We start from the raw sequence: 22,584 nt of genomic DNA on the forward strand, positions 1-22,584 counted from the left end.
GTCGTGACAGGTTCGCCCGTGGCCCCCCTTCCGGCCGTCGTCCCGACGCTGGCCCGGAAGCGCTGGCTGGCGTGGCGGGGCCTCGTCTTCCAGCTCGCCGGCATCTTCGCCGCCTTCCTGGCACTCGTCGTCTGGCTGCTCACCGCCAAGCTCACGCCCACGGAACTCAACACGCTGGCCCCCGATGCGCTGTGGGGGTACACCGTTGAGCATCTCCAGCTCACGCTGCTGTCCGCTGTCATCGTGCTGGCCATTGCCATCCCCGTCGGCATTCTGCTCACTCGGCGCCCCCTGCGCCGTTTCACCGGACCAATCCTCGCCCTCGCAAACGTCGGGCAAGCCGCCCCGGCGATCGGTGTGGTCGTTCTCCTGGCCTTCTGGGTCGGCTTCGGATTCTGGGCAGCCACCGTTGGCCTGGTGCTCTACGCGGCGCTCCCGGTGCTACGCAACACGATGGTGGGCCTGCAGCAAGTGGACCCGCGTTTGGTGGAGGCGGGTCGCGGAATGGGGATGAGCGCGACTGCGGTTCTCTTCAAGGTCGAGCTGCCCCTCGCGGTTCCGGTGATGCTGTCCGGCATTCGGACGGCACTGGTCCTGCTCGTGGGCACGGCCGCACTCGCCACCTTCATCAATGGTGGGGGGCTCGGAATTCTGATCACGACCGGCGTCAATCTCAATCTCACGGCCGTTCTCGTCACCGGTGCCGTGCTTGTTGCCCTGCTGGCCCTGTTGATCGACTGGGTCGGACGCGTCGTTGAACACGTCGCTCGCCCGAAGGGAATATAAATGTCCTCGAAGTACCATCGCTTCTCGCTCGTGGCCGGAGTCCTGACCGTCGCCGGGCTGGCGCTCTCCGGCTGTGGTCTACAGCCGGCGACCGCGTTCGTTCCCGAGCTCGGCCCGGGTTCGATCACGCCAGTTTCCGGCGTCGATGGCGCGGAACTGACCGTCACGTCAAAGAATTATACTGAGCAGCTCATTCTGGGGAAGATCGCCGTGCTTGCCGCATCCGCAGCGGGATTCACGGTGACCGACCTGAGCAACGTTCCCGGCAGCCAACCCGCCCGGGAACTCATTCTGTCGGGGCAGGCAGACCTCCTCTGGGAATACACCGGAACGGCCTGGCTCACGTACATGGGACAGACCACGGCCATTCCGGACCAGCAGGAACAATGGCAGGCGGTGCATGACCTCGATATTAACAACGGCCTGACCTGGGGCGCTCCGGCGCCAATGAACAACACCTATGCACTGGCCGTCCGCAGTGAGGCCGTCGCCGACCTGGGTGGAATCACCACGATGTCCGAGCTCGCCGCACTCCCGGTTGAGGACCGCACATTCTGTGTCGAGGCCGAGTTCAACTCACGACCCGATGGCCTGAACCCGATGCTTGAGCACTACGGGCTGACAAGAGGAGCCGCGGACGGTGTACCAGACGACAACGTGGGAATCTACGACACCGGCGCCATCTACAGTGCAACGGACAGCGGTGCGTGCAACTTCGGTGAAGTCTTCACGACCGACGGGCGCCTCGAAGCCCTCGACCTCACCGTGCTGGAAGACGACCTCAGCTTCTTCCCCGCGTACAACGTGGCCCCGATCTTCTTCACGAAGACGCTCAAGAAATACCCGGAACTCGAGGGAATCTTTGCCCAGATTTCCCCCAGCCTCACAAACGACGTACTGCGCGGTCTCAACCGCAAGGTCGACGTCGATGGCGACGAACCCGCCTACGTGGCGTTCGAATGGATGAAATCCGAAGGGTTCATCACCGACCCCGCATAGCCGCGCCTCAGCGGCAGCAAGTCAGCACGGGTTCGATCTTGTCGAAGTCTGCCTCGCGCAGCACGACCGTGACGATTCGCCCGCTAACGGCTGCGGTCGTGGCTCGAAATTGGGCCACCGTGACGGCAATTGCAGGGCAGCGCTCGTGTTCGACCTGAACATCCGCCTTCTGGGCCACGGACAGCTCAAACCGATGCTGCTGGCGTGTGTGCAGGTGTGCCTACTCCCTGGACCCAAATTCATGCGGGTTCTTGGTGTGGTTTATGACGACGTACTGTAGGTGCTAATTGAGCGCGTCACGGATCGGATCGCCACGGCGTTTTGTTGACCCCGGCCGGTCAGTGAAGACGAATCCGCGCAACTGGTCACGTCCCACCGGGCCGGCCGGTGAATCCTCGAACCAGAAGGGCGCTTTCTAGGAGCCCGCTGAACAAAGGCAAGAATACGGCCCTTGGCAGATTGAAATTCCTGATAAAACCGCATGCTTGTCAGCGTATATACGCATTATTCAGCAGCGTCGTAGGTGTTGTTCCCACACAGGTTGTGTGCGTGGCGTGCGTTAAAAAGTGAGGACCTCCGGATCGATTGGGTTACTACACACAATCTGATGCCACGGAGGCCCCTATCTCTTACGTTACTCATTCCACTGCCGCTTTGACTCTGCACTCAGTTCCTCTCTGTGCGGCGACCAGGATCAGAACCCGTCGTCGGAGCGGGGAAACCACACGGTTTCGCTGTCGTCCGGGTCTATGACAAACCACGTGGACTTATCCGTTGGTTCAACCCCCGCCCAGGTGAGCGCTGCGAGTTCGTTGGGACCAAGTCCGCTGCTATCGCCTGTCGTCGTGGCCATTTCCGTCAAGGACTCGAACGCGATCCGGGCAGCGACGGCCACCTGCTCAGAACCCGTAATTCTCTGTCCCGCCCCGAAGGCCTCCCAGACTTCCTCCTGCACCGCCCACATGTGCCGCCTCCGCGCGGCGATCAGACTCACCCGACCTGGATCGCGAAGGTCCGCGCTGTCAAGGAGCGGGGCAAGCCAACCAGGCGCCCGCTCCGCAGCAATGATCCAGGCGTTCGCCTGGAAAAGCGTCAGCGTCCGCGTGACGAAGGCCATGCGCATGGCCGCGGCCACGTCGCCGACGGTGAGCCCGAGAACCTCACTAACCAGAACAGGGCAGAGCTGGCGATCGGCCCGCTGGCCTGCGCTGAGGCGGGACCCACGCCATAGGCTTGTCGATTGCGGGGTCCCCGTGTGTTTCGGCGACCCTGTCGGACTTGTATCCGCCGGATTGACCATCGGGATCACCCCTCCTGACCCGGGTCAATCATGGAGGTAGTGTTCCAGCCGGGGAACACGCAGAAGCGCGAGGGCACGTTTTTCAATCTGTCGCACTCGTTCCCGCGTGACCCCCTGCCCCTCGGCGATCTGAGCCAGCGTGCGAGGCACCTCACCGTCGAGACCGAAATGCTCGGTGAGGATCGAGTACTCCCGGGCCGGCAGGGTGTCCATGCAGGAGATGATGTCCGCACTCTGCAGGACCCCGGTGGCATATTCGTCGGGCTGCGGGAGGTCATCGTCAACGATCAGTTCCGAGATGTCCCCGGACCCCTCCTCCCCGACCGGTGTCTGCAAGGACACCGGTTCGCTGTCATACCGGAGCAGCCTCCTCACGTCCGCGGCCGAGATCTGGATGGCCTCAGCGACCTCCTCAACGATGGGTTCCCGGTCGAGCGTGTTCGTGAGGTCGCGGCGGATCCGCTTGATCTTGTTGAGCTTCTCCGCGGTGTGCACCGGGATGCGGATCATGCGAGATTTGTCGGCGGTGCCGCGGTGGATGGACTGACGGATCCACCACGTCGCATAGGTGGAGAATTTGTAGCCGGTCATGAAATCGAACTTCTCGACCGCGCGTATCAGGCCCATGTTGCCGTCCTGGACAAGGTCCATGATCGGCGTCCCGCGGCCGGAGAAGTGTTTGGCGATACTGACCACCAGGCGCAGGTTCGCCTCAATGAAATGATTCTTGGCCCGTTTCCCATCATGGACGAGCCACGCCAGCTCCCGAACCAAGACCTCGTCGGTGATGCCCTGAGCGACCTTCTCGGCGGCGAAGATACCGACCTCGATCCGACGCGCGACATCCACCTCCTCCTCAGCGGTCAGAAGAGCGCTCTTGCCGATCTGGTGCAGGTAGTCTCCGAAGGCATCCGTCGACCCCCGCGCATAAGGCGCCGCGACCCGGGGACGGGCAGGCGAGGCCGGCGAGGAGATCACCGGAGCCTGAACGACAGCGCTCACGTCGTCACCGCCCTGGCGACGATGTGAGCGGCCGCCTGAGCGAAAGTGACCTCAGCACACTCCTCCAACGGACAAGCAAGACTCGTCGCTTCAAATGTGTTCCCCCCACGCGTTGAATGTAGCCGAGGAGAACGGATGCCCCGTCATCGCCGGCCCTCGGCCCCCTCACCTGCCACGTTGCCGCGGAGACCGCGGCAATAACAACGTCACGGTGCTGAAATAAAGACACGTCCTGATCAGGCATGAACGCCTCCCCCTCAAAGTCAGAACCCCAGTTCACATACTAAATACACACCCGTCAAGAGCATTGACACCGCCCGCCGAAAAATGCTAGGACTTGATGCAAGGATGCCTCCCTCAGGTCTGAAGCGTTCGAGTCTGCCCCTAATACGAGGCAGCAGATTCACCATCTGCTGAGACCGGCACCAGGGAAGGAACACCGTGAGGATTGAGGATTCCCAACCCGATCAGAGGACGCCCGCATCGTCGGCGCTGTATGACAAACGATCGTTCACAGGGATGCTCCCCCGCAGTCGGGACCTTCGGCCCTGTGACCGCCCGGACCCCGGTGATTAGATAATTCCATGACGCTGAAACCCTCTCTCGCGGCGATCACAACTGGCGTGAAGACTCACGGGTCAACGGCCTCACGCGTGGATACTCAACCAGAGAGGGAAATGCAACACCATGAATACCAAAAACCGCACCACCAGAACCTCAACCGATGTGCAACTCACCCCGATCTCCAACACCGAATGGAGGGTGAGCGACGTGAGAGTGCCGTGGGACAGCGCCTTCTCCCTCATCGGCTTCATTAGTATGAACGCCGGCACATACGAGGTGTTCGAGTTCGGTGACCCCATGCGTACCTTCTTCGTCGGCTCCATGGCCAAAGCAGAATCGAAATTCGTGCAGCACGCTGGCCGCCTCGACGAACGCCTTACCGTGTAGGCAATCCCCTACGTACCAATACGCGCCAAGAAAGTGACCATGTCCCGCATCCACTCGCCGGCTGAAGACTCCCCAGAACGTTGGAAGCACGTCATCGATCCGGCAGATAGTCAGTTGCTCCCAACACAACCCATCAAGATCATCCTTGAGCCAAACCCGCCACAGTCCGCCCGCTGACCATCGCACCCATTCCTTCGCCACCACCGCCTCACGGGTGGGCTCTTTTTTCGTCTTCTTCGTCACAACATCAAGTGTCGTTATCACGGCACCTTTCCCGCCAGACCCACGTCCAGCCCTCTCTGTCAACCTTGGATAAGGCACCGGGATGATCCCAGTGCCTTATCCAAGGTTGACAGAGAGGGCAACGGCGCACGCAAAGACACCGTCATCGTCCGCCCGAAAGAAACGGTCACGTTTGAATTTGACGCCGACAATCCGGGACAGTGGATCGCCCACTGCCACAACGCCTACCACGCCGAACGCGGCATGATCGGACTGTTCTCCTATGTGCGTTAGCGTGGCGACCCCAACGCCGGTCGCTAATTCGATCTGAATGTGTGTCGGTATTATCCAGCTAGATCAGATACCCCTAGAGGTATAATCAAGTGGTTACGAATTACGAGAGGAATCACATCATGATGTGGGACAACGGAACGATGGGGTGGTCCTGGGGATTCGGTCTGATAGCTATTGCAGGCGTTGCCGTGCTCATTTATGTCATTGTTCGTTTACTGTCGAACAAATCCGCAAGCGATGACACGCGATCAGCTCCGAGGCAAGCTGATTCCGCCAGTGCTAGGCAAGTTCTTGAGGAGCGGTTCGCTCGGGGGGAGCTCACAGCAGAGCAGTTCCGTGATCAGCTGCGGGTGCTCGAGGAGGGCCGGTAGTGCCCGACCTTAGTCGCCGTAGTGCCCTGATCCTCGGCGGGGTGGGGATTGCAGGCACAGCTGTGGGCGGAACGGGTTTCTTCGTCAATCAACGGATCTCCTCGACGACGTCACCGACTATACCGTCCGGGAGCGACCTCGTCGAGCCCCCGGAGCTCCGAAGCGTCAGCGGTACTCTCACCGTTGATCTCGAGTCTTCCCCCCAACAGGTGACCATTGCTGGTCGTGATGTGCGTGCGCTGAGTTACAACGGTGGCGTGCCCGGCCCCACACTGCGCGTTCGAGCGGGAGACACCCTCAGCGTCAGACTTCGCAATGGGCTGGCAGATCCGAGCAACCTGCACGTGCACGGCCTCCACGTTTCGCCTGAGAACAACAGCGACAACATGTTCGTCACCGTCGCAGCCGGCGACTCCTTTGATTACCAGTACGAATTGCCCGCCAATCACCCGCCGGGTGTCTACTGGTATCACCCGCACCACCATGGTTTCGTGGCCGATCAGGTATTCGGCGGGCTTTACGGCGCCATCATCGTCGAAGACCCTGACCCTATCCTTGCCAGCCGGGAACGCGTCCTCGTCATTTCCGACATGACCCTCGATTCCACGGGAACAATTCCAGCGGCCACCGTGATGGAGAAAATGTCCGGACGCGAGGGGAACCTCGTCCTGGTCAACGGTCAACTCACCCCCAGTATGACTTCCCGCCCTGGTGAGCGGGAACGATGGCGCATCGTAAATGCCTGCGTGTCCCGCTACCTGCGGCTGCGCCTCGATGGGCAGCAGTTGTCCCTCCTCGGAATCGACTCCGGACGGTTCGAAGCCGCGCACGACGTCGACGAGGTCGTGCTGGCCCCGGGGAACCGGGCCGACCTTCTCGTCACCGGCACAGCCGGCACCTCCGTGCTGCGTGCCCACACCTATAATCGAGGCACTTCCGGCGGAATAATGATGGGAGGCGAAAGCTCCACTGCCGCCGCCGACGTCGCACTGGCCTCCTTTATCGTGACCGGTGACGATGTCGCGACAGTCGCCGCCATACCCGGCCAGCCCGTTCCACGTGACCTACGCACGGCTACCGTAACCGCTCGACGCGAGTTGATCTTCGCGATGGGAATGGGCGGGGATACGGGCGGCGGCATGGGCGGGGAAACGGGCAGTGGCATGGGTGGAGACATGAATGGCGGCATGGGCGGGGGCATGATGTCAGCGACGATCAACGGCCAGGTATTCGAAGCCACCCGGGTCGACACGACCGTGCAATTCGACAGCGTGGAGGACTGGTTGCTGACAAATACCAGCCCGCTCGATCACCCCATGCACCTGCACGTGTGGCCGATGCAGATCATTGAACAGTCAGGCCAGCCCGTCGAAACCATCATGTGGCAGGACGTCGTGAACATCCCGGCACGCAGCACCGTGCGCGTACGTATCGCGTTTGACGACTTCAGCGGACGTACCGTGTACCACTGCCACATCCTTGACCACGAAGACAGCGGAATGATGGGAATCGTCACCGCAAGCTGACATCAGCCGTAACCATCAGTGCAAGAAAATGAATTAGGAGAAACCAATGAACTACGCACACACCATCACCGTCTCGCTGCCCTACGAAGAAGCCGTCTCCAGGGTGCGGGAAGAACTTGCCAACCAAGGATTTGGCGTTCTTACCGAAATCGACGTCCACGCGACCTTCGAAACGAAACTCGGCGTCGAAAGCGCGCACACACTCGGCGACTACCTGATCCTGGGTGCCTGCAACCCCGCCCTCGCCGAACAAGCACTCACCGCAGAGCCCGACATGGGCCTGCTGCTTCCGTGCAACGTCGTGATCCGACGAAGCCCGTCAGCGAATACCACCACGGTTCAAGCTATCAACCCACAAACCATGGTCCAGCTCAGCAATTCCCCGGGAATACAGAACGTTGCTGATCAAGCCGATGAACGTCTTCTCGCCGCGCTAGCCGCTCTCCAAGGAGAAAACAACAGCAAGTAACACGCGATCCGCTCCGCTAAAGCATGGTGAGGGCTTGTCGCTGAATCTGTGCAACGCGGCGCGCCGCAGCGCTCTTCCTGACACGAGAGCTGCGCCCATGCCGAACCTCGGAATAAGGATGTCCCCACCCCCGGCCGTGTTTGGCCGTTAGCCGCGCCGGTGCTCTAGTTAGCGTGCGAGCAACCGAGACCAGAATGATTCGGTCGGTTTTTCTTTCACGTGCCCGGCACATTGTTGGTTGCGCGGCCGACGGTCGGCGGAACAGACTGTGCGCCCGTCAAATTCACCTTCGAACTCAACAGCATCGAACGTCGAAGAGCTGACCTTGCCGCCTGTGGCTTTGAGCATTGCGGTCGATTCACTACTGGTCAGCGTCTCCGCGCGACCCATTTCACTTTGCAGTACGTCGTGCCATCAGGCCCGTCGTCGACGCTGTCGCCCAGCCACAAGCCGTGAAGGACCCGCCCTGTGCAATCCACCGGATCCTCAAGGACGGCGGGTAGCTGACCGCACCGATTCACGCTGACCAGAACGAAACCCGGCCACCGCGCAAATCGGCGTCGTAATGTCACGATCACTTTATTCATACAGCTCCTTGGACTACCCAGCTCTCTAAGTTTATGCAGTCGATAAGGAACAGCAATATCCCCAGTTCGACCACTCGTTTCTGTGACCAACAAAAACACCAGCGAACGGATCTCCTGTCAGCGGACAGGAGAAACGGCCCATACGCGGCCATGGCGGAGCCCGTATACGGCCACTAGCCATTGGCCGCCAGTGGGCAGGCGGTATCCCCTCAGATAAAGACATCCGTCTCGAAAAATACGCCAGAACTCTCTTTCGTCGCCGCTTCCTGGCGTTCAGCCCGGTTGCGCTGATCGTCGTCAGCACCGTTCGGCGAGTGCCCATGAGTTTCCCTGCAATCACGGACCGGAATGGGTGCCAGCAGGCAGCGTGACCGACACTGGCCAACTAGGCGCGGCGGTTTCCATCCGCTCATCGTCACGCTGTCTGGGGTCGGATTCATGGCACTATCGATGCCCGAAAATGGACAGATTCGGTTGGCCGCCAGCGGGCCGTCGTAATGGCCATGCGGCCGAAATGCGGCGATTCCCTATTGGCCGCCCGTGGACAGTTTTCGGTGTCCGCCGACAATCTCCCCAACAACACCGCCAGATAAATTCGAAAGCCCCAATAGTCGGCTCTAGCTGGTTGACTCTTACCATGAACGCCGCACTACTTTATCCTGCTGGCTACAACGCCGAGTTCCTTACGACTCGTCTGCCGCTTCCAGCCCCTCCCGCGGGAACCCTGATTCGTGAACTGCTCTACACACATTTCACCGTGCTCCTCGATCCCGCGCGGCGCCTCGCGATCGCGACCGGCGTCAACATCGACGGGAACCAGCTCGTTACCGTTGACCGTGGCGACGACTGGCACCTCGACTCGCGTATCCCGCTCTATGAACAGGCCGGGGAGGGCGTCTACGCCAGAAACGACCTCGACCGCGGACACCTCGTCCGGCGCCAAGACCCGATCTGGGGCGACACAACGACAGCCCGGCGAGCGAATTACGATACCTTCACCTACACCAACGCCGCCCCCCAAGCCGGAGCCTTTAACCAATCGAAACAACTCTGGCTCGGCCTCGAGGACCACGTCCTCACCTATGCACGGACAAACGGTAACCGCATCAGTGTCTTCACCGCCCCCGTGCTCTCACCCCAGGACCCGACATATCGCGGCGTGAAGATCCCACAAGCGTTCTGGAAGATCGCGGCATGGACCACGACCACAAAAGGCTCCACCGTTCTGCACGCTGCCGGGTTCGTCCTCGACCAAAGTCCACAGCTAGAAGACATCGACCTCGACACGGTCCGCGCTCCAGCCCGCATGTACGGTACTCCCCCACCGCTTGGACCGTACCGCACCTATCAAGTACCCATCGTCGACATCATCGACCTCACCGGGCTCAACCTGGCCGCCCTATCCGAAGCAGACGTCTACGCCCCAGCCCCAGCTATCCAGGAAGGCACCGACCGTCGAACACGCTGGGTCGAACTGGTCAACACAGCAGGAATCCAGCTCTAAACCACACCGAATCGTCTACAGCCAGCTCAGTCCCCGGCGCGAAGGTAGACATAGACGGTTTCGCGGCTGATCCCAAACTCTCGAGCAAGCACAGACTTCGGTACGCCAGCAGCAGCCTTCTCACGCAGCTCGACCGCGCGAGCCGTGTCCAGTGACGGGGTACGACCACGGTAAACGCCACGCTTCTTGGCCAGGGCAATACCCTCACGTTGACGTTCACGAATCAAAGACCGCTCAAACTCAGCAAACGCTCCCATGACGTTCAAAAGCAGGTTCGCCATCGCATTGTCATCGCCCGTGAAAGAGAGCTGCTCTTTCACGAACTCAACCCGAACCTTCTTCGCAGTCAATCGACGCACGATCGAGCGAAGATCATCGAGGTTGCGGGCCAGGCGGTCCATGGAATGCACGAGAACAGTGTCACCGTCCCTGACAAATTTGATCATCTCTTCCAGCTCGGGGCGATTCTTATCTTTGCCCGACGCCTGGTCCTCAAACACCCGATCGACATCGACGCCAGCAAGCTGACGGACGGTGTTCTGATCGAGAGTACTCACCCGCACATATCCAACTCGTTGACCCGTCATAAGGCTTTTCCTCTGTTCTGTCAGATTAGAGTCTAAGATCCGACGAGGAGACCTGTCAATAAATAAAAAGCTGACCCTATTCTGACAGTTTAAAATACATTCGCCTGACGTCTAGTTGGGGTGTACCCCATATGGACACGATCGGCTCCCCTGGAGCGCTTTGATTTTCGGCAACGAGTTTCGAGCACAATGCGAAGGCGAAAATCCCCGTGGCGCCACATCACGCTCCCGGCCTGCTCGATAACGATCGAACGGCGGCCTGAAACCCGGGACGGGTCACCAACATTTCTGGCGCATTCGTCGCGGATGGGTACAGACTGACCTGATGCGAGAGTCCACCGGAGCGCCCACCTGCAAAACCTGTCTTCACGGTCTCGAAATCGCTGGCACGACCGCGCACCCCTATTGGTACTGCCCGCACTGCCACATTTCTGCACTGAGCGAGGCCGCGCTCTACCCTCTCCACACACCAGCCAACAAGAACACGGACTAAACCGTCCGGCTCACCCGGGAAGCATGCCTCGACCGCGCCTAGTTGATGGCCAATCTGAGGGGCGCATCATGCTAAATGATCTCCCCGACAGAGTGGGGCCCACGACTGTGCTCGCCGCACAAGGGCCGTCAGCGGCCGTGCGGTACGGCGTCCAGCGGCGTGGCCGACGAGAGGGAACGCTGACCTCAACAGAGCACGCGCACCGGCCTCAATGAACACGATGAGACCGTAACCTTCCACGTGCACGGCGCCCGACCCACGGTCAAACACTGCCGACCACTTGGCACCAACCATGGCTAATGTGGTTGACAGTGATTTCACCACGAACGACAAATGGCCACCTCCACGATCCGCGGAGGACGAACCGTGCCACGTCACAAAGGAGAGTCAACGTTGAATCAACATGAGCCGTGCACTCTGGAAGACTTGGAAGTGCTCGCTATTTCCGATACTGAGTGGCGGGTAGGCGACCGTCGACGAGGTGAACAGTCGCCCGAGAAGGTGCTCGGCTACATCGAACAGCGTGGCTCGACCTTTGACGTCCTCAACGTCGATACCCCCGGCCGTCACGTCACCTTTCCCCACTTGAATTCTGCAATCGAATCCTTCGCAATCGGCGCACGGGCAACCTGACCGTGGGTAGGCCCGCAACAGTGCCTGTCGGGGTCGGGTCTACCCCAAATCGGCACCCACCTCTGCACTGGGGTCCAGTCCCGAGGGTTTCTTCAAAGTGAATTTCCTGTCGATGAAGATTGGCGGAAAACCTCGATGGCCAGGTTTCGGCAGCTTTCATTTCGGCAAAGAGTTTTGAACAGTTACTGGCCTGCAGAAAACCAAGAGACGGCGTCGATCGTACCGATCTGGTCAGAAATGATCGTTTGTGAGCCAGGGTTTGTGAAGATCGTCTATGTCACTTCCCTACTCGGCTGCACGAAGTGTCAGAAGTCGTCTGCACACCTGCGGATCTGATGGCCGCACGACCGTCAGTGTGGTCTCGCATCCCATGGGCGGTTACGAGACGGTCAGGTTGCGAGACGGTATTAGCGGAATTGGGTAGTCAGGACTTATGGCGCTGGGAATACGTGCGTTTCACATTGTCGAGATCGAACTCAGGCTTTGACATTTCTTGTTTCGCCAGTTCGAGAGCTCGGGCGCTGAACCCCTGAAACTTGACGGCACCCTTCGAAGTCCGACGAATGAAATACGCTCGATCGTCGTTTTTCAGATCCAAATGGTGGATCAAGGCGAAGCCCTCAAATTGCGTGAGGCCCAGCTTTCTGCCGAAAGCACTTAGCGTGAGACCAAAGTCGTCGAATGGGTTGGAATCGCGGTAAACGAGGGCTGACTCGCCGGGAGTAGCTCTTCGGACCGGGACGCCATCAGCCTCACGACTCATTCGTAGTGCAAGCTCCTGCACGTTCGCCCCCGGAGCCACGGGTGCAATCTGAAGTGCTGCGAGCCCCGGTAGAACAGATTCCCACGCAGTCCCCGTTTTTAGCGCCTTTTCCGCACGATTTACTTCAGCCTCCGTCGGCTGATCGAGCCGCCCAGTCGATGCGCCATCGAGGCTAAGGAGCGGTCGGAGGCGAGCTCTAGCCTCTGCAGTTTTTCGGGTCTTGGGTGCGAGCAGCAGGAGAACTGCCTTCACTTCGGCCTCGACGAGAAAGCCAAGATCTTCCGGCGGGCTCACGGATACTGGGATAACCCGATTCGGAAGAAGTTCGTCGAGGGACTGGGCGAATGCCTGCTGGAGCACCCGGTTGAAGATTGTGATGCCTCCTCTCATATGCAGCCAAAGCATCTCCTCGCTCATGCTGATCGTGTCGTGCGTGGCGCAGTCGCGATCCTGCTTGATGGCGGCGAGGAGAGTCCGATCGTCTTCTGTCACAAGCGCCAGCTCGTTCACGGCTATGGCGACGCACCTCTTCAAGCTATGGGAAACCTCAGCCCCCTTATCCCGGACCGTGCCTCTTCGTTCGAAAATCGCTGCTTTCAGGAGCATCTCGAACGAGTGAGCGAGCATCATGATGACGGCATGTTCTCGTGCAACGGTGGACGGCCGGTTGAAGAGTTCAATCGACAGCGTCAGGGACTCAACGGCTGTGTCCCGAAACATGCCGGTCTGTCGCCGCATTTTCTACCTGTAGACCGCAAGAACGTCTAGCATCACCGCAGGTCCCGTAAGCCAGTTCGCTTCCTCACCCGGGTTCGGTCCGGATTTTGCTTGCGCACGTCTTTGCTCTCGAGTCATCAGGTTCATTCCGGGGAGGGCGAGCAACGATTTGTGATCTCCAGGCCGAAGAATGCTCGATACCTTGCCGACGACTCTGGCCGCGCCGTCGAGCTCGCTATCCCGAATACTCGTTGCAAGGAGCCGGCCTGCGATTCGCCAATCGGTGTCATCTCTCTCACCGACGACCGCCAGGTCGTCGCCCATAAGAGAGGTCAAGGCAGTCACGGCCTGAATTTGTTCGTCTGGCGGCAGAGCTGCGGATGCGGGTCCCAGAACCTTCATCAAAGGCGATATCGATTTAAGCATGGCCATGGCTTGTCCGATTCCACTCGAAGAGGAAAGAGATCGGATCATGGGAGGTACGAAGATTTCACAATCAAACTCGAGGATTGTCCCAGGGGAAGCGGCTGGGAAATCATCGTCGCTATTGACGATGTCGATCCATCCAGATCGCTCTGGGTTGGCGGCCGACAAAGCTATGAAGCGTTCAAAACGCGCTTCGCTTGTGTCCGCGTACGAGTGAGACAACTCTGTGTCGGATTCCCTTTCGCCCTGCGCGCCGAAGCCCCCGACGCCGGCTTTACCTGAAAACGACTTGGTTAGCGTCGTTCGATGTTCTGCTGCGCTGCGCAGACCATCCTCCAAGGCGCTCAAATACCCGTTCAGAGTGGATTCGTTTAGATAGAGAAAATTCTTCAGCACGTAAGAACGCTAGCGCAGGCCACCGCCAACACCTTGTCTCGTATCCGTAGAGTTGCGAGACGTAAACCGCCTTGCAATTAGGCATCTTGAGGGCATCTGTGCCGGGCTGATCCAGCCACGGGTATCTGGATGACGGAGACGAAGCGAGTTCATACGGGGGTGCGGAGAGGTGCACAGACACGTGGCGTCGGGGTGTATTGAATATTGCTGTCCAACCTGCGTTCATTACGCGAAGCTCGTGTCGCACCCCGCTGTGACCGATTACGCTTCACCCCGAAGCAGGTTCGCAACACCTGCTAACCCGGTCGTGCTGAACCCGTCCCCGGACGCTGTCATAATCAGGCGCAGTATGGGTGACCTTGAGAACAACGAAAAGCTGAATAAGGCAAGGGCGACCGTCCTTCGCACGCTGACCATCGCGGCCGGCTGGCTCCGAGGAATAGCGGCGAAGGCGTGGCGCTGGATTCGAGAACTGCGGAAGCGGGACGACGCGCCGACGTTGCTACCGCTGACCCCAGAGTATGACCCTGAGAAGCACTGGGTTTACTTCGGTGCACTCGAGAAGGCCCTGAAGAAGGGTAAGAAGCCGGTACTCAACATCGCCCTCACCGGTAGCTACGGCGTCGGAAAGAGCAGCATCCTGCAGGAGGTGACGCGCCGACACAAGCGCAAGGTCATCTCGATCTCGCTATCTACGCTCGGGTTCGCTGACAAACCGGCGCGGGGAAAGGGTGACGAAGCCTCAACGAAGACGAACCAGATCCAGAAGGAGATCGTTAAGCATCTCCTTTACGGCGAGGACCCGGTGAAGATGCCAGGGTCCCGCTTCCGGCGAATGACCCGCTTTCGGTTCTGGCGCGAGCTCGGATTCGCGGCACTACTTGCGACTCCGATCACGGTCATCTTCTATCTGACTGGTTGGAGCGCCTCGCTGGCCAAGCTCGTCCCACTCCCTGACGAGTGGCACCTACTCATCCATGGCATTGTGATCGCCGGCCTTGTACTGCTCATCCTCGGGTTCCGCGTCGCGTTCCACAACCGGATTCAGATCGACAAGATTTCGGCTGGCTCCGCGACGATTTCGTTGTCGGCGCCGTCAGCCACGTACTTCGACGAGTACCTAGACGAAATCGTGTACTTCTTCGAGATGATCCGCCGCGACATCGTCATCTTTGAGGACATCGACCGGTTCGACGACGCGCACATCTTCGAGACGCTCCGCTCGCTTAACAGCATCCTGAACGGCGCCAAACAGACCCGGCGTCGCCGCATCCGGTTCGTGTATGCGATCAAGGACAGCATTTTCGACGAGCTAGGCGCCCGAGCTGCAGCCCAAGAACTCGACGACGCCGAGAAGAAGCCCGCCGCTCCCGGCGACGATGACGCGGCGGTGGCAGAGGTTGCGCGCGCGAACCGGACGAAGTTCTTCGACTTGGTCATTCCCGTCGTCCCGTTCATCACGCATCGCAGCGCTCGCGACCTCATCATCGAGACGATGAATGATCTCGACCACGAGGTCACCGATGAACTCATCGACCTCGCCGCGCGCCATGTCGCCGATATGCGACTGATCAAGAACGTCCGCAATGAGTTCGCGATCTTCAAACGTCTGGTCATCGACAACGGTGACCTCGATCTCGATCAGGACAAGTTGTTCGCCATGATGCTCTACAAGAGCACGCACCTGTCCGACTTCGAACTCATCAAACTCGGCAAAAGCAACCTCGACGAACTCTATAGGGACGGCCGCGCCCTCGTCCTCGCGAACGTGAGCACCCAGAACGCGACGGTGAGGACTGCCAGGGCTGCACTGTCCCGCGTGACAATCACTGCCGACCACAGCACGGCGCTGGGGAAGCAGCTTCTCGATCACATCAAGATCACCCTGTTCGACCTCAACGGCGTCAATATGCAGGCGTTCACCCTCAACAACGACGCCATCGAGGAAGCCGAGCTTCACACATCGGCGTTCTGGGAGACACTCGCTTCGAGCGACGGGACGCTGGCAATCACCTACGTCGTCCCGTCCCGTGGTAACCGGACGGCGTTGAACCTCACTCGAGTGGAGATCGAGGATGCGCTTGGGCAACCGATCAGCAGCTCTGCGTGGGCCGACGCCGAACATGCTCGCCTCGAGAAAATTATCGCTCAAGCTCGATCACACCGAGAGTTCCTCACTCACGCCGACATGGACGCGCTTGTTGGCCGACCCGAATTCACGCTGTCGCGCGACGGCAACGACTTGTCGTTCGCGGAACTGACGAAGGATCGGCTCAAATCCGAGCTTGCTGTTCAGCTGCTCTCGGGCAAGTACGTCGACCGCAACTTCACCATGTACACCTCGACTTTCTATGGCGAACGCATCAGCGCCAACGCAACCAACTACATCCTGAAGAACGTCGACCCGAACATCACTGACATGTTCTTCCCGCTCAAAGAGAAGGACGTGGACGACATCGTGCGGGAGAAGGGCGATGCGGTGCTTCGGGAGCGCTCCGGGTACAACGTCAGTCTCCTGAATCGCCTTCTGTTGAATGCGCCCGAGTCCGCTGTGGTCATTGCGAACAAGATCATGACGTACGGCAACGAGGAGCAAGAGTTCCTACTGACGTACCTCGAGGACGGGTCGGAGAGAGACGCGCTCGTCTGCGACCTCGCCAATCGGTGGCCACGAGTGCTGGTCGCCTTGGCCGACGCCAAACTTGACGCTTCAAGCGGGCGGCGACTGATCGACGTCGCTCTCCAGAATCTGAACGAGTCGATCGATTACGCCACGAACGACGCCCTCCGCGACTGCCTCCTCCAAGACTTCGCCGAACTCGCCGCCTTCACGTCCGACGAGACCTCAGATTCGCAAGCTGCACTCCTTGCCAAGTTGCTCAAGCAGATCGGCGCGAGACTGCCGGCGCTGATTTCGCTTGGCGCGCACGTCCTTCCTGCTGTCGTGAGCGGTGGCAGCTATGCGCTGAACCGCGAGAATCTGTTCATTGCGCTCGGAAATCCCGTACATAGCCTCAGCCTCGACGCGATCGCCGAGGCCAACGCCGCGGTCCATGCTCGAGTTCTCGGTGATCTCGCCGAATATCTTGCCGCACTCCACGACGGTGAGGTCACGGTCGAAGACAGTGCCGCGTTCGAGACGGTGATCAAGGACGTGGCCAACGCCGACGAGGCACATCTCGGAGCGGTTATCGCCCGCACCGACGCAACATGCCGTGTCGACGATCTAGCACGGGTCCCGTCGGCATCTTGGCCGGCACTTGCCAAAGGTCAGCGGTTCCCGGCGAGATTCGCAAACGTGTACACCTACCTCATCGAGGAGATCGGCACTGACCAGGCGATCGTGAAGCTCCTTGAGGAAGCGCACGAGTTCGACATTTCCGATGGTCCAGAAGAACCCGTCAAGGTGGAGGTCGCGCTGACGATCCTGCGAGCCAACGATGAACTCCCCTCTGCTGCGTCGCGCGTGAACCTCACGGGCACGCTCTCACTGGCGGACCCAATCCCGATCTCATCAATCCCTACGGAACCTGGCGAACTCATCGGACACCTAATCAAGCAGGAGATCGTCGCTGACACGCCAGAAACCTTTGCGGCGATCCCCCCGACGGATATCGAAGGCCTTGCTTTCGCTATCCGTCAGTCGGATGCCTTTCTGAGCTTCATCTCCACGACGCAGGTGACTCCTACGAACATTGCGGCACTAATCGGCAGCAGCATCGTGCCCGACGAGGTGAAGGACGTAATAGCGGAAAGTTTCGCGGAGTTTACAGTCGGCGCTGCGCAGGGGGCGTTGACGGCCGTTGCCCGGTACGCGCAGGGGCGGGGAATCACGCTCGCCTTCGACCAGGTCGCACGGTTGGCCAGCGAACGCGCGTCGTCAAGCCTCGTTGTTGCACTTCTCAACCCCCATCTGGCAGCACTCACTGCGGCCGAACTCGCGCCCGTACTGCGCACTTTGGGCGGCCGGTACCCAAACTTAACCGAACCGAACGGCAAGCACCCACATATCCCCAACACCGCTGCCGACCGCGCGCTTGTGGAACGGCTACGTGAGTTGGCCATCGTCAGCTCTGTGACGGAACAGGGCAACGAGCTTCGCGTCAACATGCGCCAGTCTTAAGCCGGGGCGTATGGCGATTCTTCGCAGGCATTGCGCACGATCAGTGCAGCCTCCGATGAAGCGTGTCTCGTAACCTAACTGTTTCGTAACCGATGGGTTACGAGACGGTTTGGTTACGAGACAGGCCTCAACGTCTTTGAGAAACTCCACAGTTAAGACAAGAGTTCTGAAGTTGAGAGAAATCGGAATTGTCTGAGGCCTTCGCCGCTACGGTCGTAGCTTCCTGAACCAGAGCGCGAAGCGCTTGCGCGGCGTCGAGACGGTGGGCGCCGTTTGGTATGCAGCGGTGGAGTGCCGTTCTCTCCGTGCGTGGTCGGCTTCGCGGTTGGCTTCGATCTTTTGGTCCGACCATCGATCCGACCAGATGACGTCGCCGCGCCGGATCCAGTAGTGCGACTGACATGGAAAGCTCCAGTTCCCAATGGATGGTGTCAGGCTGATGGAGACGCCGTTAAAGATGATGGACCAGTTGTCTGGTGATAGTGGGGTGACCACCTTGATCCCGCATCCGCATGCGCAGAGGTGGAGTGCGCTGGCGTAAAGCGTTGAAACGTAGAGCATCCTCTCCACCAGCACGGGTGGGAACTCGTCGATGAACTCACAGTCGAACGAGTGGGTTTTCATGCCGCGTCCTCGTTTGCGACGGCGTTGCTGTCGATCATGTAGATGGAGGTATCGGTGACGTCAAGGTCGTGGAAGAACCCGAGATGCTTCTTGAACCTGATGACGGCGAGGGCAGCGTTTAACGCATTGAGATCGGCGATCTGGATGTTCTGCGTGTACTCGTTCGTGCTGTCGTCGCCGAACGATATTCGGCTGCGCGCATCGGCACGGCTCCGCGGGTCGTTCCGGCTGAGGGTCGTTCTGACTAGCCCGCCGAGCGACCCGTTGGTCTCATAGATGCCCATGCCTACGTCGATGAAGTCGATGCCGACCGACTCGAGGTGCGCGATGATGATTTTCTTGGCCGGGCCGTCGTCGATCGCGAGGAACGCAAAGTCGGTTCCGTCGAGCTCGCTCAGATTAGTGGTGTCGATGTTGACCGCGTGCGGGATGATTCCCTTCCTCATTGCGGCGTACCGCCCAGCCAGGTGGTCGACCTTGTATGGCGTGTAGCGGAGTTCATCGAGGGTGGGGGCTCCGGGGGCGCGGAACGCATTGTGCTGCAGGAAGCGATCTCCGTCGAAGAGGTCGAGTTCACCGATGGGTGTCTTGGCCAGGAGATCGAGGATGTAGGCGCCGGTACCGCCGAGTCCGATGATCGCGACCTTGCCAATCTGGAGCTTGCTGGCGACCGTCGCGATCCCTGCACGGCTGGATGCGGTGTCGAGATAGTTGAAGACGCTGGTGTCGTCCTCGTCGGTTATGGGCGCGAAGGTCTGGGCGATCGCGTCCGGGTCCAGAGCCTGGGCTTCTTGAAGCAGGATCGTCGCGTACGTGCTCATCTTCGCGAAGTAGTCCGGGTATATACCGGACGGGACCGGCTTGTGCGAAAACATAAAGTTCACGGCGAGATTCAGCGTTAGCTGGATATCGACGACCGAGTTGATCAGGTTGTCGAGCTTGGCACCGTTTGCGCTGCACGGCGTTTCGCCGACGAAGTAGACGACGTGAGTGTCCGGAGTGGTGGTGGTATCGCCGCTGAGGGTGAGCGTGGAGACGAGGGAGCCGTAGGTGACCTGGCGAGCTGCGGTGACGTAGGGAACGTGGGAGAGGACGAGGTGTCCGTCGATGACGGACACCTCGTAGCCCTGGTCACGCAGCTTTTGCAGGTCGGCGCTACGACTTATCAGTTGCTGTGACATTGAAGATGGTTCCGTTCTTGATCGTGACGGTCTCGCCGGCGCGCAGCGTTCCAGTGGGGCGCGGGCCGGCGCCGCGTGTGTAACCGACCGTGAAGATGAGCTGAGAGCCGGTGGGCGGCGCAGGGAACGCGAGCGCGACGATTGTCTCGAAGGACACGACCGAGCCAGAGACGGTGTGCTTGGCGGTGTTGACTCGGATCTCGAAGGTGGTCGGTTCGGGTGCCTTCGTGAAGAAGCGGTCGCCGTTCTTGATGATGATGATCTCGTCCTCGGTGATGGGGTCGTCGAGGTCGTCGTAGATGTCCTTCCAGATGCGGTGGTCCTCCGGAATCGCCGGGGAAGTGAGCTCGCGCAGCTTCTGCTCCGTCACAGCACCGGCCGGGACCCGGAAGGGCGCCGAATCGATGTAGATGGTGATGGGCGTGTTCGTGAAGAAGCGCAGGTCGCCGCTGACGGTGATGGTGGAATTCGGCAAGACCGGGACGTCCTGTGCGTCCGGGAGGTCGAGCCACAGTTCGGTGGCTGCAGGAGTGGTGAGTTCCCGTAGTTCCTGACCGGTGACGTCGCCGTGCTCGAGCTGGAAGGTGATGTTGTCGATGGTGATTGTCGCGGAAAGCGGGCGGGCCGAGTTGTTCATTGGTCTCCTGACCGGGCCCAGGATGAGCCCTCACAGGGAACAGACGATGTAACTCTGAGGCTTCGTCAGGCGGCGCAGTCGGAGCAGATGCCTGCGGTCGAGGATGCCTCCGCGGACCCCTTCAACATGAAGCATTCGGTGCAGAGAAACTCGGATGGGGCCGCGATAGAACAGGCGCAGCGACCGCACTCGGTGCAGGTCGGCTGATGACAGACGGAGCAAAGGTCTTTCGGTCCCGCCATAAACTCCGCGACGCAAGCGAGGTGGGGGCACACGTACCAGCGACCGTACGGAACGTTCTCGCGTCGAGCGATGGACAGTGTCCACGGCACTCGTTCGATCGCCGCGACGATGACGAAGCTGGTGCCGGCAGGCGTGGCCTGCATGAAATAGGTGTCGCCTGCAAGCTCGGTCCCATACGCGAGCTGTCCTCGCGCCGTAACTGTCGCGTTCGCGTGAGCACGCTGGATTGCTGACCAGATCGGCGTGGCCGTTTGGTCGCTTCGGCTTCCTGGGCGTATCGCGGTCGTCGACGTCGCAAACGTGACCGCGCCTTCGGCATTGAGAACAACAACATGACCGTCGCCGTCAATCTGGCGACGAGCTCGCATCGCGACCGCGGAGCGAGACACCGTACCGAGCGTTCGCCAGAGCTGAACGACAGACTCGGCAGAGGGCGTCCCTGCGCCCAACATTCTGGACGCAGTCGACTCCGGGATCAGGATCGCTGCTGCGAATGTGTCGCAGGCCTCTTCCTCAAGCGCAGTTCCTCCATCCGGACGGTCCAAGAGCGAGTTGACAAGATCCTCGTCGGTCATTTGGAGGTGGTGCCCAAGCTCATGCAGAGCCGTGAAGTTCATCCGCTGCCGAGTTTCAGAGAACGCAATACCGATCCGAGGCGGTGTTTCCTCACCTCGGTACAGCCCGGCGACGTCGCATCGCGAATCCGAGTCCGTTCTTGAGGGCTCGAAGTCGAAGACCTCGACCTCGTTCCACTCACTCAGCCAGCGGATGGGGTCTTGACGGATTTCCTCCAACGAGATGTCGCCTCGAGCCTGCAAAGACGCAATTATGCGGCGGACATGGCCCGGAGCATCGAGTCGCGCGCGGATCCGGGCGGAGCGGCTGACGTCAGGCATCACGCTCCAGCTCGGACTGCAAGTAGCTCAGGATTCGCGCACGCACACTCGCGGCCTCACGATTGTTGCCTTGCCGCGCAGCAAGCGCGTAGGCACCATAGGCCACGGATCGCCATGTCTCCGAGTCGGACCTGTGGCGCTGACGCGCCAGGTCGCGCACCGGACTGCGGTAGGCGGCGGACTGCAGCTCTTCCTGCCACTGCTGCGGCAGGATCGGGTTGGCAGAGAGGATCTCGTTCGCGGTCAGAGGCACCGTGCTCGCGAGGGCCTCCGCTTCCTCGGAAGTAACGGGTCGCACGTTTCGGAGAATATTGGCGCCAACGGCAAGCGGCGTGCCGAGCGCGTCCGCGATCTGCCGCGGAGAAACCTGGAGTTCCAGGAGACGCTTGCTCAGAGTGCCGTCACCTTCGCTCTTTCTGGTCCACGCCGCGAGCAAATCGACAGGTTCGGTCATCTGCGATTCAAGAACCTGATCGATGATCGGCCCCATTGTCTGACGTCCTGCCAGAGGAACAGAGCCGAGCATGACATCAAGGGTGAGCGGTGCGATCTTCCGAGCGTGGCGCCACAGAACGACGGCAGGCCGCCCCGCGAGGGCGACATGGTCCTCGTCCCCGAAGACCAGGTCATCGAAGTCGAAGAAGAACGGAGCAACACGAATCAAGATCTCGTTGACCTCAAGGATTACAACAAGCGCAGCAGTTTCATCCCAGAGGGCCCGCCAGACTTGGCCCGGGTCGGGCGCGACTGCCTCGATCGGTTGGGGGATTCTGATCCTCCGGCCCAGCTCAACAAGGTCGGCGCGGGTCAGAGGAGGTAGGTCAACCATGACGACGCCCTCTCGGTAATTGGTG

20 protein-coding genes are annotated in these 22,584 nt (G+C 60.2%); 9 read left to right on the forward strand and 11 right to left on the reverse strand.

Annotation, left to right across the window (positions count from 1 at the left end; translation table 11 throughout):
• The first annotated feature begins 18 nt into the window (after positions 1–18).
• Both QMK22_RS14725 and QMK22_RS14730 read left to right on the forward strand, forming a co-directional pair.
• A complete protein-coding gene (locus QMK22_RS14725) occupies positions 19–786 on the forward strand; it encodes an ABC transporter permease (RefSeq protein ID WP_502857784.1) in 768 nt (255 codons plus the stop codon).
• Positions 787–1,785, forward strand: coding sequence for a glycine betaine ABC transporter substrate-binding protein (locus QMK22_RS14730; RefSeq protein ID WP_283498402.1), 999 nt, complete (start codon positions 787–789; stop codon positions 1,783–1,785).
• A 7-nt stretch (positions 1,786–1,792) separates the two neighbouring features.
• Here the strand turns inward: QMK22_RS14730 and QMK22_RS14735 are convergent, their stop codons facing one another.
• From QMK22_RS14735 to QMK22_RS14745, 3 genes are all read right to left on the reverse strand, one after another.
• Positions 1,793–1,963: a hypothetical protein gene (locus tag QMK22_RS14735; RefSeq protein ID WP_283498403.1), complete on the reverse strand. Its 171-nt coding sequence runs from the start codon at positions 1,961–1,963 to the stop codon at positions 1,793–1,795.
• A 516-nt stretch (positions 1,964–2,479) separates the two neighbouring features.
• The gene (locus QMK22_RS14740; protein WP_283498404.1) at positions 2,480–2,920 is read right to left on the reverse strand and encodes a hypothetical protein; all 441 of its coding nucleotides are present in this window, start codon (positions 2,918–2,920) and stop codon (positions 2,480–2,482) included.
• A gap of 189 nt (positions 2,921–3,109) precedes the next feature.
• The gene (locus QMK22_RS14745; RefSeq protein ID WP_283498405.1) at positions 3,110–4,087 is read right to left on the reverse strand and encodes a sigma-70 family RNA polymerase sigma factor; all 978 of its coding nucleotides are present in this window, start codon (positions 4,085–4,087) and stop codon (positions 3,110–3,112) included.
• A gap of 687 nt (positions 4,088–4,774) precedes the next feature.
• Here QMK22_RS14745 and QMK22_RS14750 point away from each other — a divergent pair.
• From QMK22_RS14750 to QMK22_RS14770, 5 genes are all read left to right on the forward strand, one after another.
• Positions 4,775–5,038, forward strand: coding sequence for a hypothetical protein (locus QMK22_RS14750; protein WP_283498406.1), 264 nt, complete (start codon positions 4,775–4,777; stop codon positions 5,036–5,038).
• A 312-nt stretch (positions 5,039–5,350) separates the two neighbouring features.
• A complete protein-coding gene (locus tag QMK22_RS14755) occupies positions 5,351–5,554 on the forward strand; it encodes a multicopper oxidase domain-containing protein (protein WP_502857808.1) in 204 nt (67 codons plus the stop codon).
• A 370-nt stretch (positions 5,555–5,924) separates the two neighbouring features.
• Positions 5,925–7,451, forward strand: a complete 1,527-nt coding sequence (locus QMK22_RS14760; RefSeq protein WP_283498407.1) for a multicopper oxidase family protein — start codon at positions 5,925–5,927, stop codon at positions 7,449–7,451.
• Positions 7,452–7,497: 46 nt separating this feature from the next.
• Positions 7,498–7,920 carry a DUF302 domain-containing protein gene (locus QMK22_RS14765; RefSeq protein WP_283498408.1) on the forward strand — a complete coding sequence of 141 codons (423 nt, stop codon included), beginning with the start codon at positions 7,498–7,500 and terminating at the stop codon, positions 7,918–7,920.
• A 1,224-nt stretch (positions 7,921–9,144) separates the two neighbouring features.
• The gene (locus tag QMK22_RS14770) at positions 9,145–10,011 is read left to right on the forward strand and encodes a DNA/RNA non-specific endonuclease (RefSeq protein WP_283498409.1); all 867 of its coding nucleotides are present in this window, start codon (positions 9,145–9,147) and stop codon (positions 10,009–10,011) included.
• Between the two features lie 26 nt (positions 10,012–10,037).
• On the opposite strand, the gene QMK22_RS14775 is transcribed toward QMK22_RS14770, so the two are convergent.
• Entirely contained in the window at positions 10,038–10,598 is a 561-nt protein-coding gene (locus QMK22_RS14775) for a recombinase family protein (RefSeq protein ID WP_283498410.1), read from the reverse strand.
• An 886-nt stretch (positions 10,599–11,484) separates the two neighbouring features.
• Here QMK22_RS14775 and QMK22_RS14780 point away from each other — a divergent pair.
• Positions 11,485–11,724, forward strand: coding sequence for a hypothetical protein (locus QMK22_RS14780; protein ID WP_283498411.1), 240 nt, complete (start codon positions 11,485–11,487; stop codon positions 11,722–11,724).
• A 424-nt stretch (positions 11,725–12,148) separates the two neighbouring features.
• Here the strand turns inward: QMK22_RS14780 and QMK22_RS14785 are convergent, their stop codons facing one another.
• Both QMK22_RS14785 and QMK22_RS14790 read right to left on the reverse strand, forming a co-directional pair.
• Positions 12,149–13,225 carry a DUF3644 domain-containing protein gene (locus QMK22_RS14785; protein WP_283498412.1) on the reverse strand — a complete coding sequence of 359 codons (1,077 nt, stop codon included), beginning with the start codon at positions 13,223–13,225 and terminating at the stop codon, positions 12,149–12,151.
• Between the two features lie 3 nt (positions 13,226–13,228).
• Positions 13,229–14,026, reverse strand: coding sequence for a DUF6414 family protein (locus QMK22_RS14790; protein ID WP_283498413.1), 798 nt, complete (start codon positions 14,024–14,026; stop codon positions 13,229–13,231).
• 253 nt (positions 14,027–14,279) lie between these two features.
• Between QMK22_RS14790 and QMK22_RS14795 the strand changes: the two genes are divergently transcribed.
• Entirely contained in the window at positions 14,280–18,149 is a 3,870-nt protein-coding gene (locus tag QMK22_RS14795; RefSeq protein WP_283498414.1) for a YobI family P-loop NTPase, read from the forward strand.
• Positions 18,150–18,356: 207 nt separating this feature from the next.
• Here the strand turns inward: QMK22_RS14795 and QMK22_RS14800 are convergent, their stop codons facing one another.
• From QMK22_RS14800 to QMK22_RS14820, 5 genes are all read right to left on the reverse strand, one after another.
• Positions 18,357–18,773 (reverse strand): ubiquitination-like system serine protease family protein, encoded by a 417-nt coding sequence (locus tag QMK22_RS14800; RefSeq protein ID WP_283498415.1) that lies wholly within the window; start codon positions 18,771–18,773, stop codon positions 18,357–18,359.
• Positions 18,770–19,954, reverse strand: coding sequence for a ThiF family adenylyltransferase (locus QMK22_RS14805; RefSeq protein ID WP_283498416.1), 1,185 nt, complete (start codon positions 19,952–19,954; stop codon positions 18,770–18,772). Before QMK22_RS14805 ends, QMK22_RS14800 begins: the two co-directional genes overlap by 4 nt.
• Positions 19,929–20,591 carry a multiubiquitin domain-containing protein gene (locus tag QMK22_RS14810; RefSeq protein WP_283498417.1) on the reverse strand — a complete coding sequence of 221 codons (663 nt, stop codon included), beginning with the start codon at positions 20,589–20,591 and terminating at the stop codon, positions 19,929–19,931. The genes QMK22_RS14805 and QMK22_RS14810 overlap by 26 nt, the downstream gene beginning before the upstream one ends.
• A gap of 65 nt (positions 20,592–20,656) precedes the next feature.
• On the reverse strand, positions 20,657–21,730 hold the full coding sequence (locus QMK22_RS14815) for an ImmA/IrrE family metallo-endopeptidase (RefSeq protein WP_283498418.1): 1,074 nt from the start codon (positions 21,728–21,730) through the stop codon (positions 20,657–20,659).
• Positions 21,723–22,559 (reverse strand): hypothetical protein, encoded by an 837-nt coding sequence (locus QMK22_RS14820; RefSeq protein WP_283498419.1) that lies wholly within the window; start codon positions 22,557–22,559, stop codon positions 21,723–21,725. Before QMK22_RS14820 ends, QMK22_RS14815 begins: the two co-directional genes overlap by 8 nt.
• Positions 22,560–22,584 lie beyond the last annotated feature (25 nt).

Origin of the sequence: Cryobacterium sp. PH29-G1 (assembly GCF_030063365.1) — a bacterium.
In the GTDB taxonomy this organism is placed as follows: Bacteria; Actinomycetota; Actinomycetes; order Actinomycetales; family Microbacteriaceae; genus Cryobacterium.

Excerpts from the sequence above, each read along its gene's own strand:
- QMK22_RS14730 (WP_283498402.1), top strand. The coding sequence starts at position 787 with ATGTCCTCGAAGTACCATCGCTTCTCGCTCGTGGCCGGAGTCCTGACC.
- QMK22_RS14750 (WP_283498406.1), top strand. The coding sequence starts at position 4,775 with ATGAATACCAAAAACCGCACCACCAGAACCTCAACCGATGTGCAACTC.
- QMK22_RS14765 (WP_283498408.1), top strand. The coding sequence starts at position 7,498 with ATGAACTACGCACACACCATCACCGTCTCGCTGCCCTACGAAGAAGCC.
- QMK22_RS14770 (WP_283498409.1), top strand. The coding sequence starts at position 9,145 with ATGAACGCCGCACTACTTTATCCTGCTGGCTACAACGCCGAGTTCCTT.
- QMK22_RS14775 (WP_283498410.1), bottom strand. The coding sequence starts at position 10,598 with ATGACGGGTCAACGAGTTGGATATGTGCGGGTGAGTACTCTCGATCAG.
- QMK22_RS14785 (WP_283498412.1), bottom strand. The coding sequence starts at position 13,225 with ATGCGGCGACAGACCGGCATGTTTCGGGACACAGCCGTTGAGTCCCTG.
- QMK22_RS14800 (WP_283498415.1), bottom strand. The coding sequence starts at position 18,773 with ATGAAAACCCACTCGTTCGACTGTGAGTTCATCGACGAGTTCCCACCC.
- QMK22_RS14805 (WP_283498416.1), bottom strand. The coding sequence starts at position 19,954 with ATGTCACAGCAACTGATAAGTCGTAGCGCCGACCTGCAAAAGCTGCGT.
- QMK22_RS14810 (WP_283498417.1), bottom strand. The coding sequence starts at position 20,591 with ATGAACAACTCGGCCCGCCCGCTTTCCGCGACAATCACCATCGACAAC.
- QMK22_RS14815 (WP_283498418.1), bottom strand. The coding sequence starts at position 21,730 with ATGCCTGACGTCAGCCGCTCCGCCCGGATCCGCGCGCGACTCGATGCT.
- QMK22_RS14820 (WP_283498419.1), bottom strand. The coding sequence starts at position 22,559 with ATGGTTGACCTACCTCCTCTGACCCGCGCCGACCTTGTTGAGCTGGGC.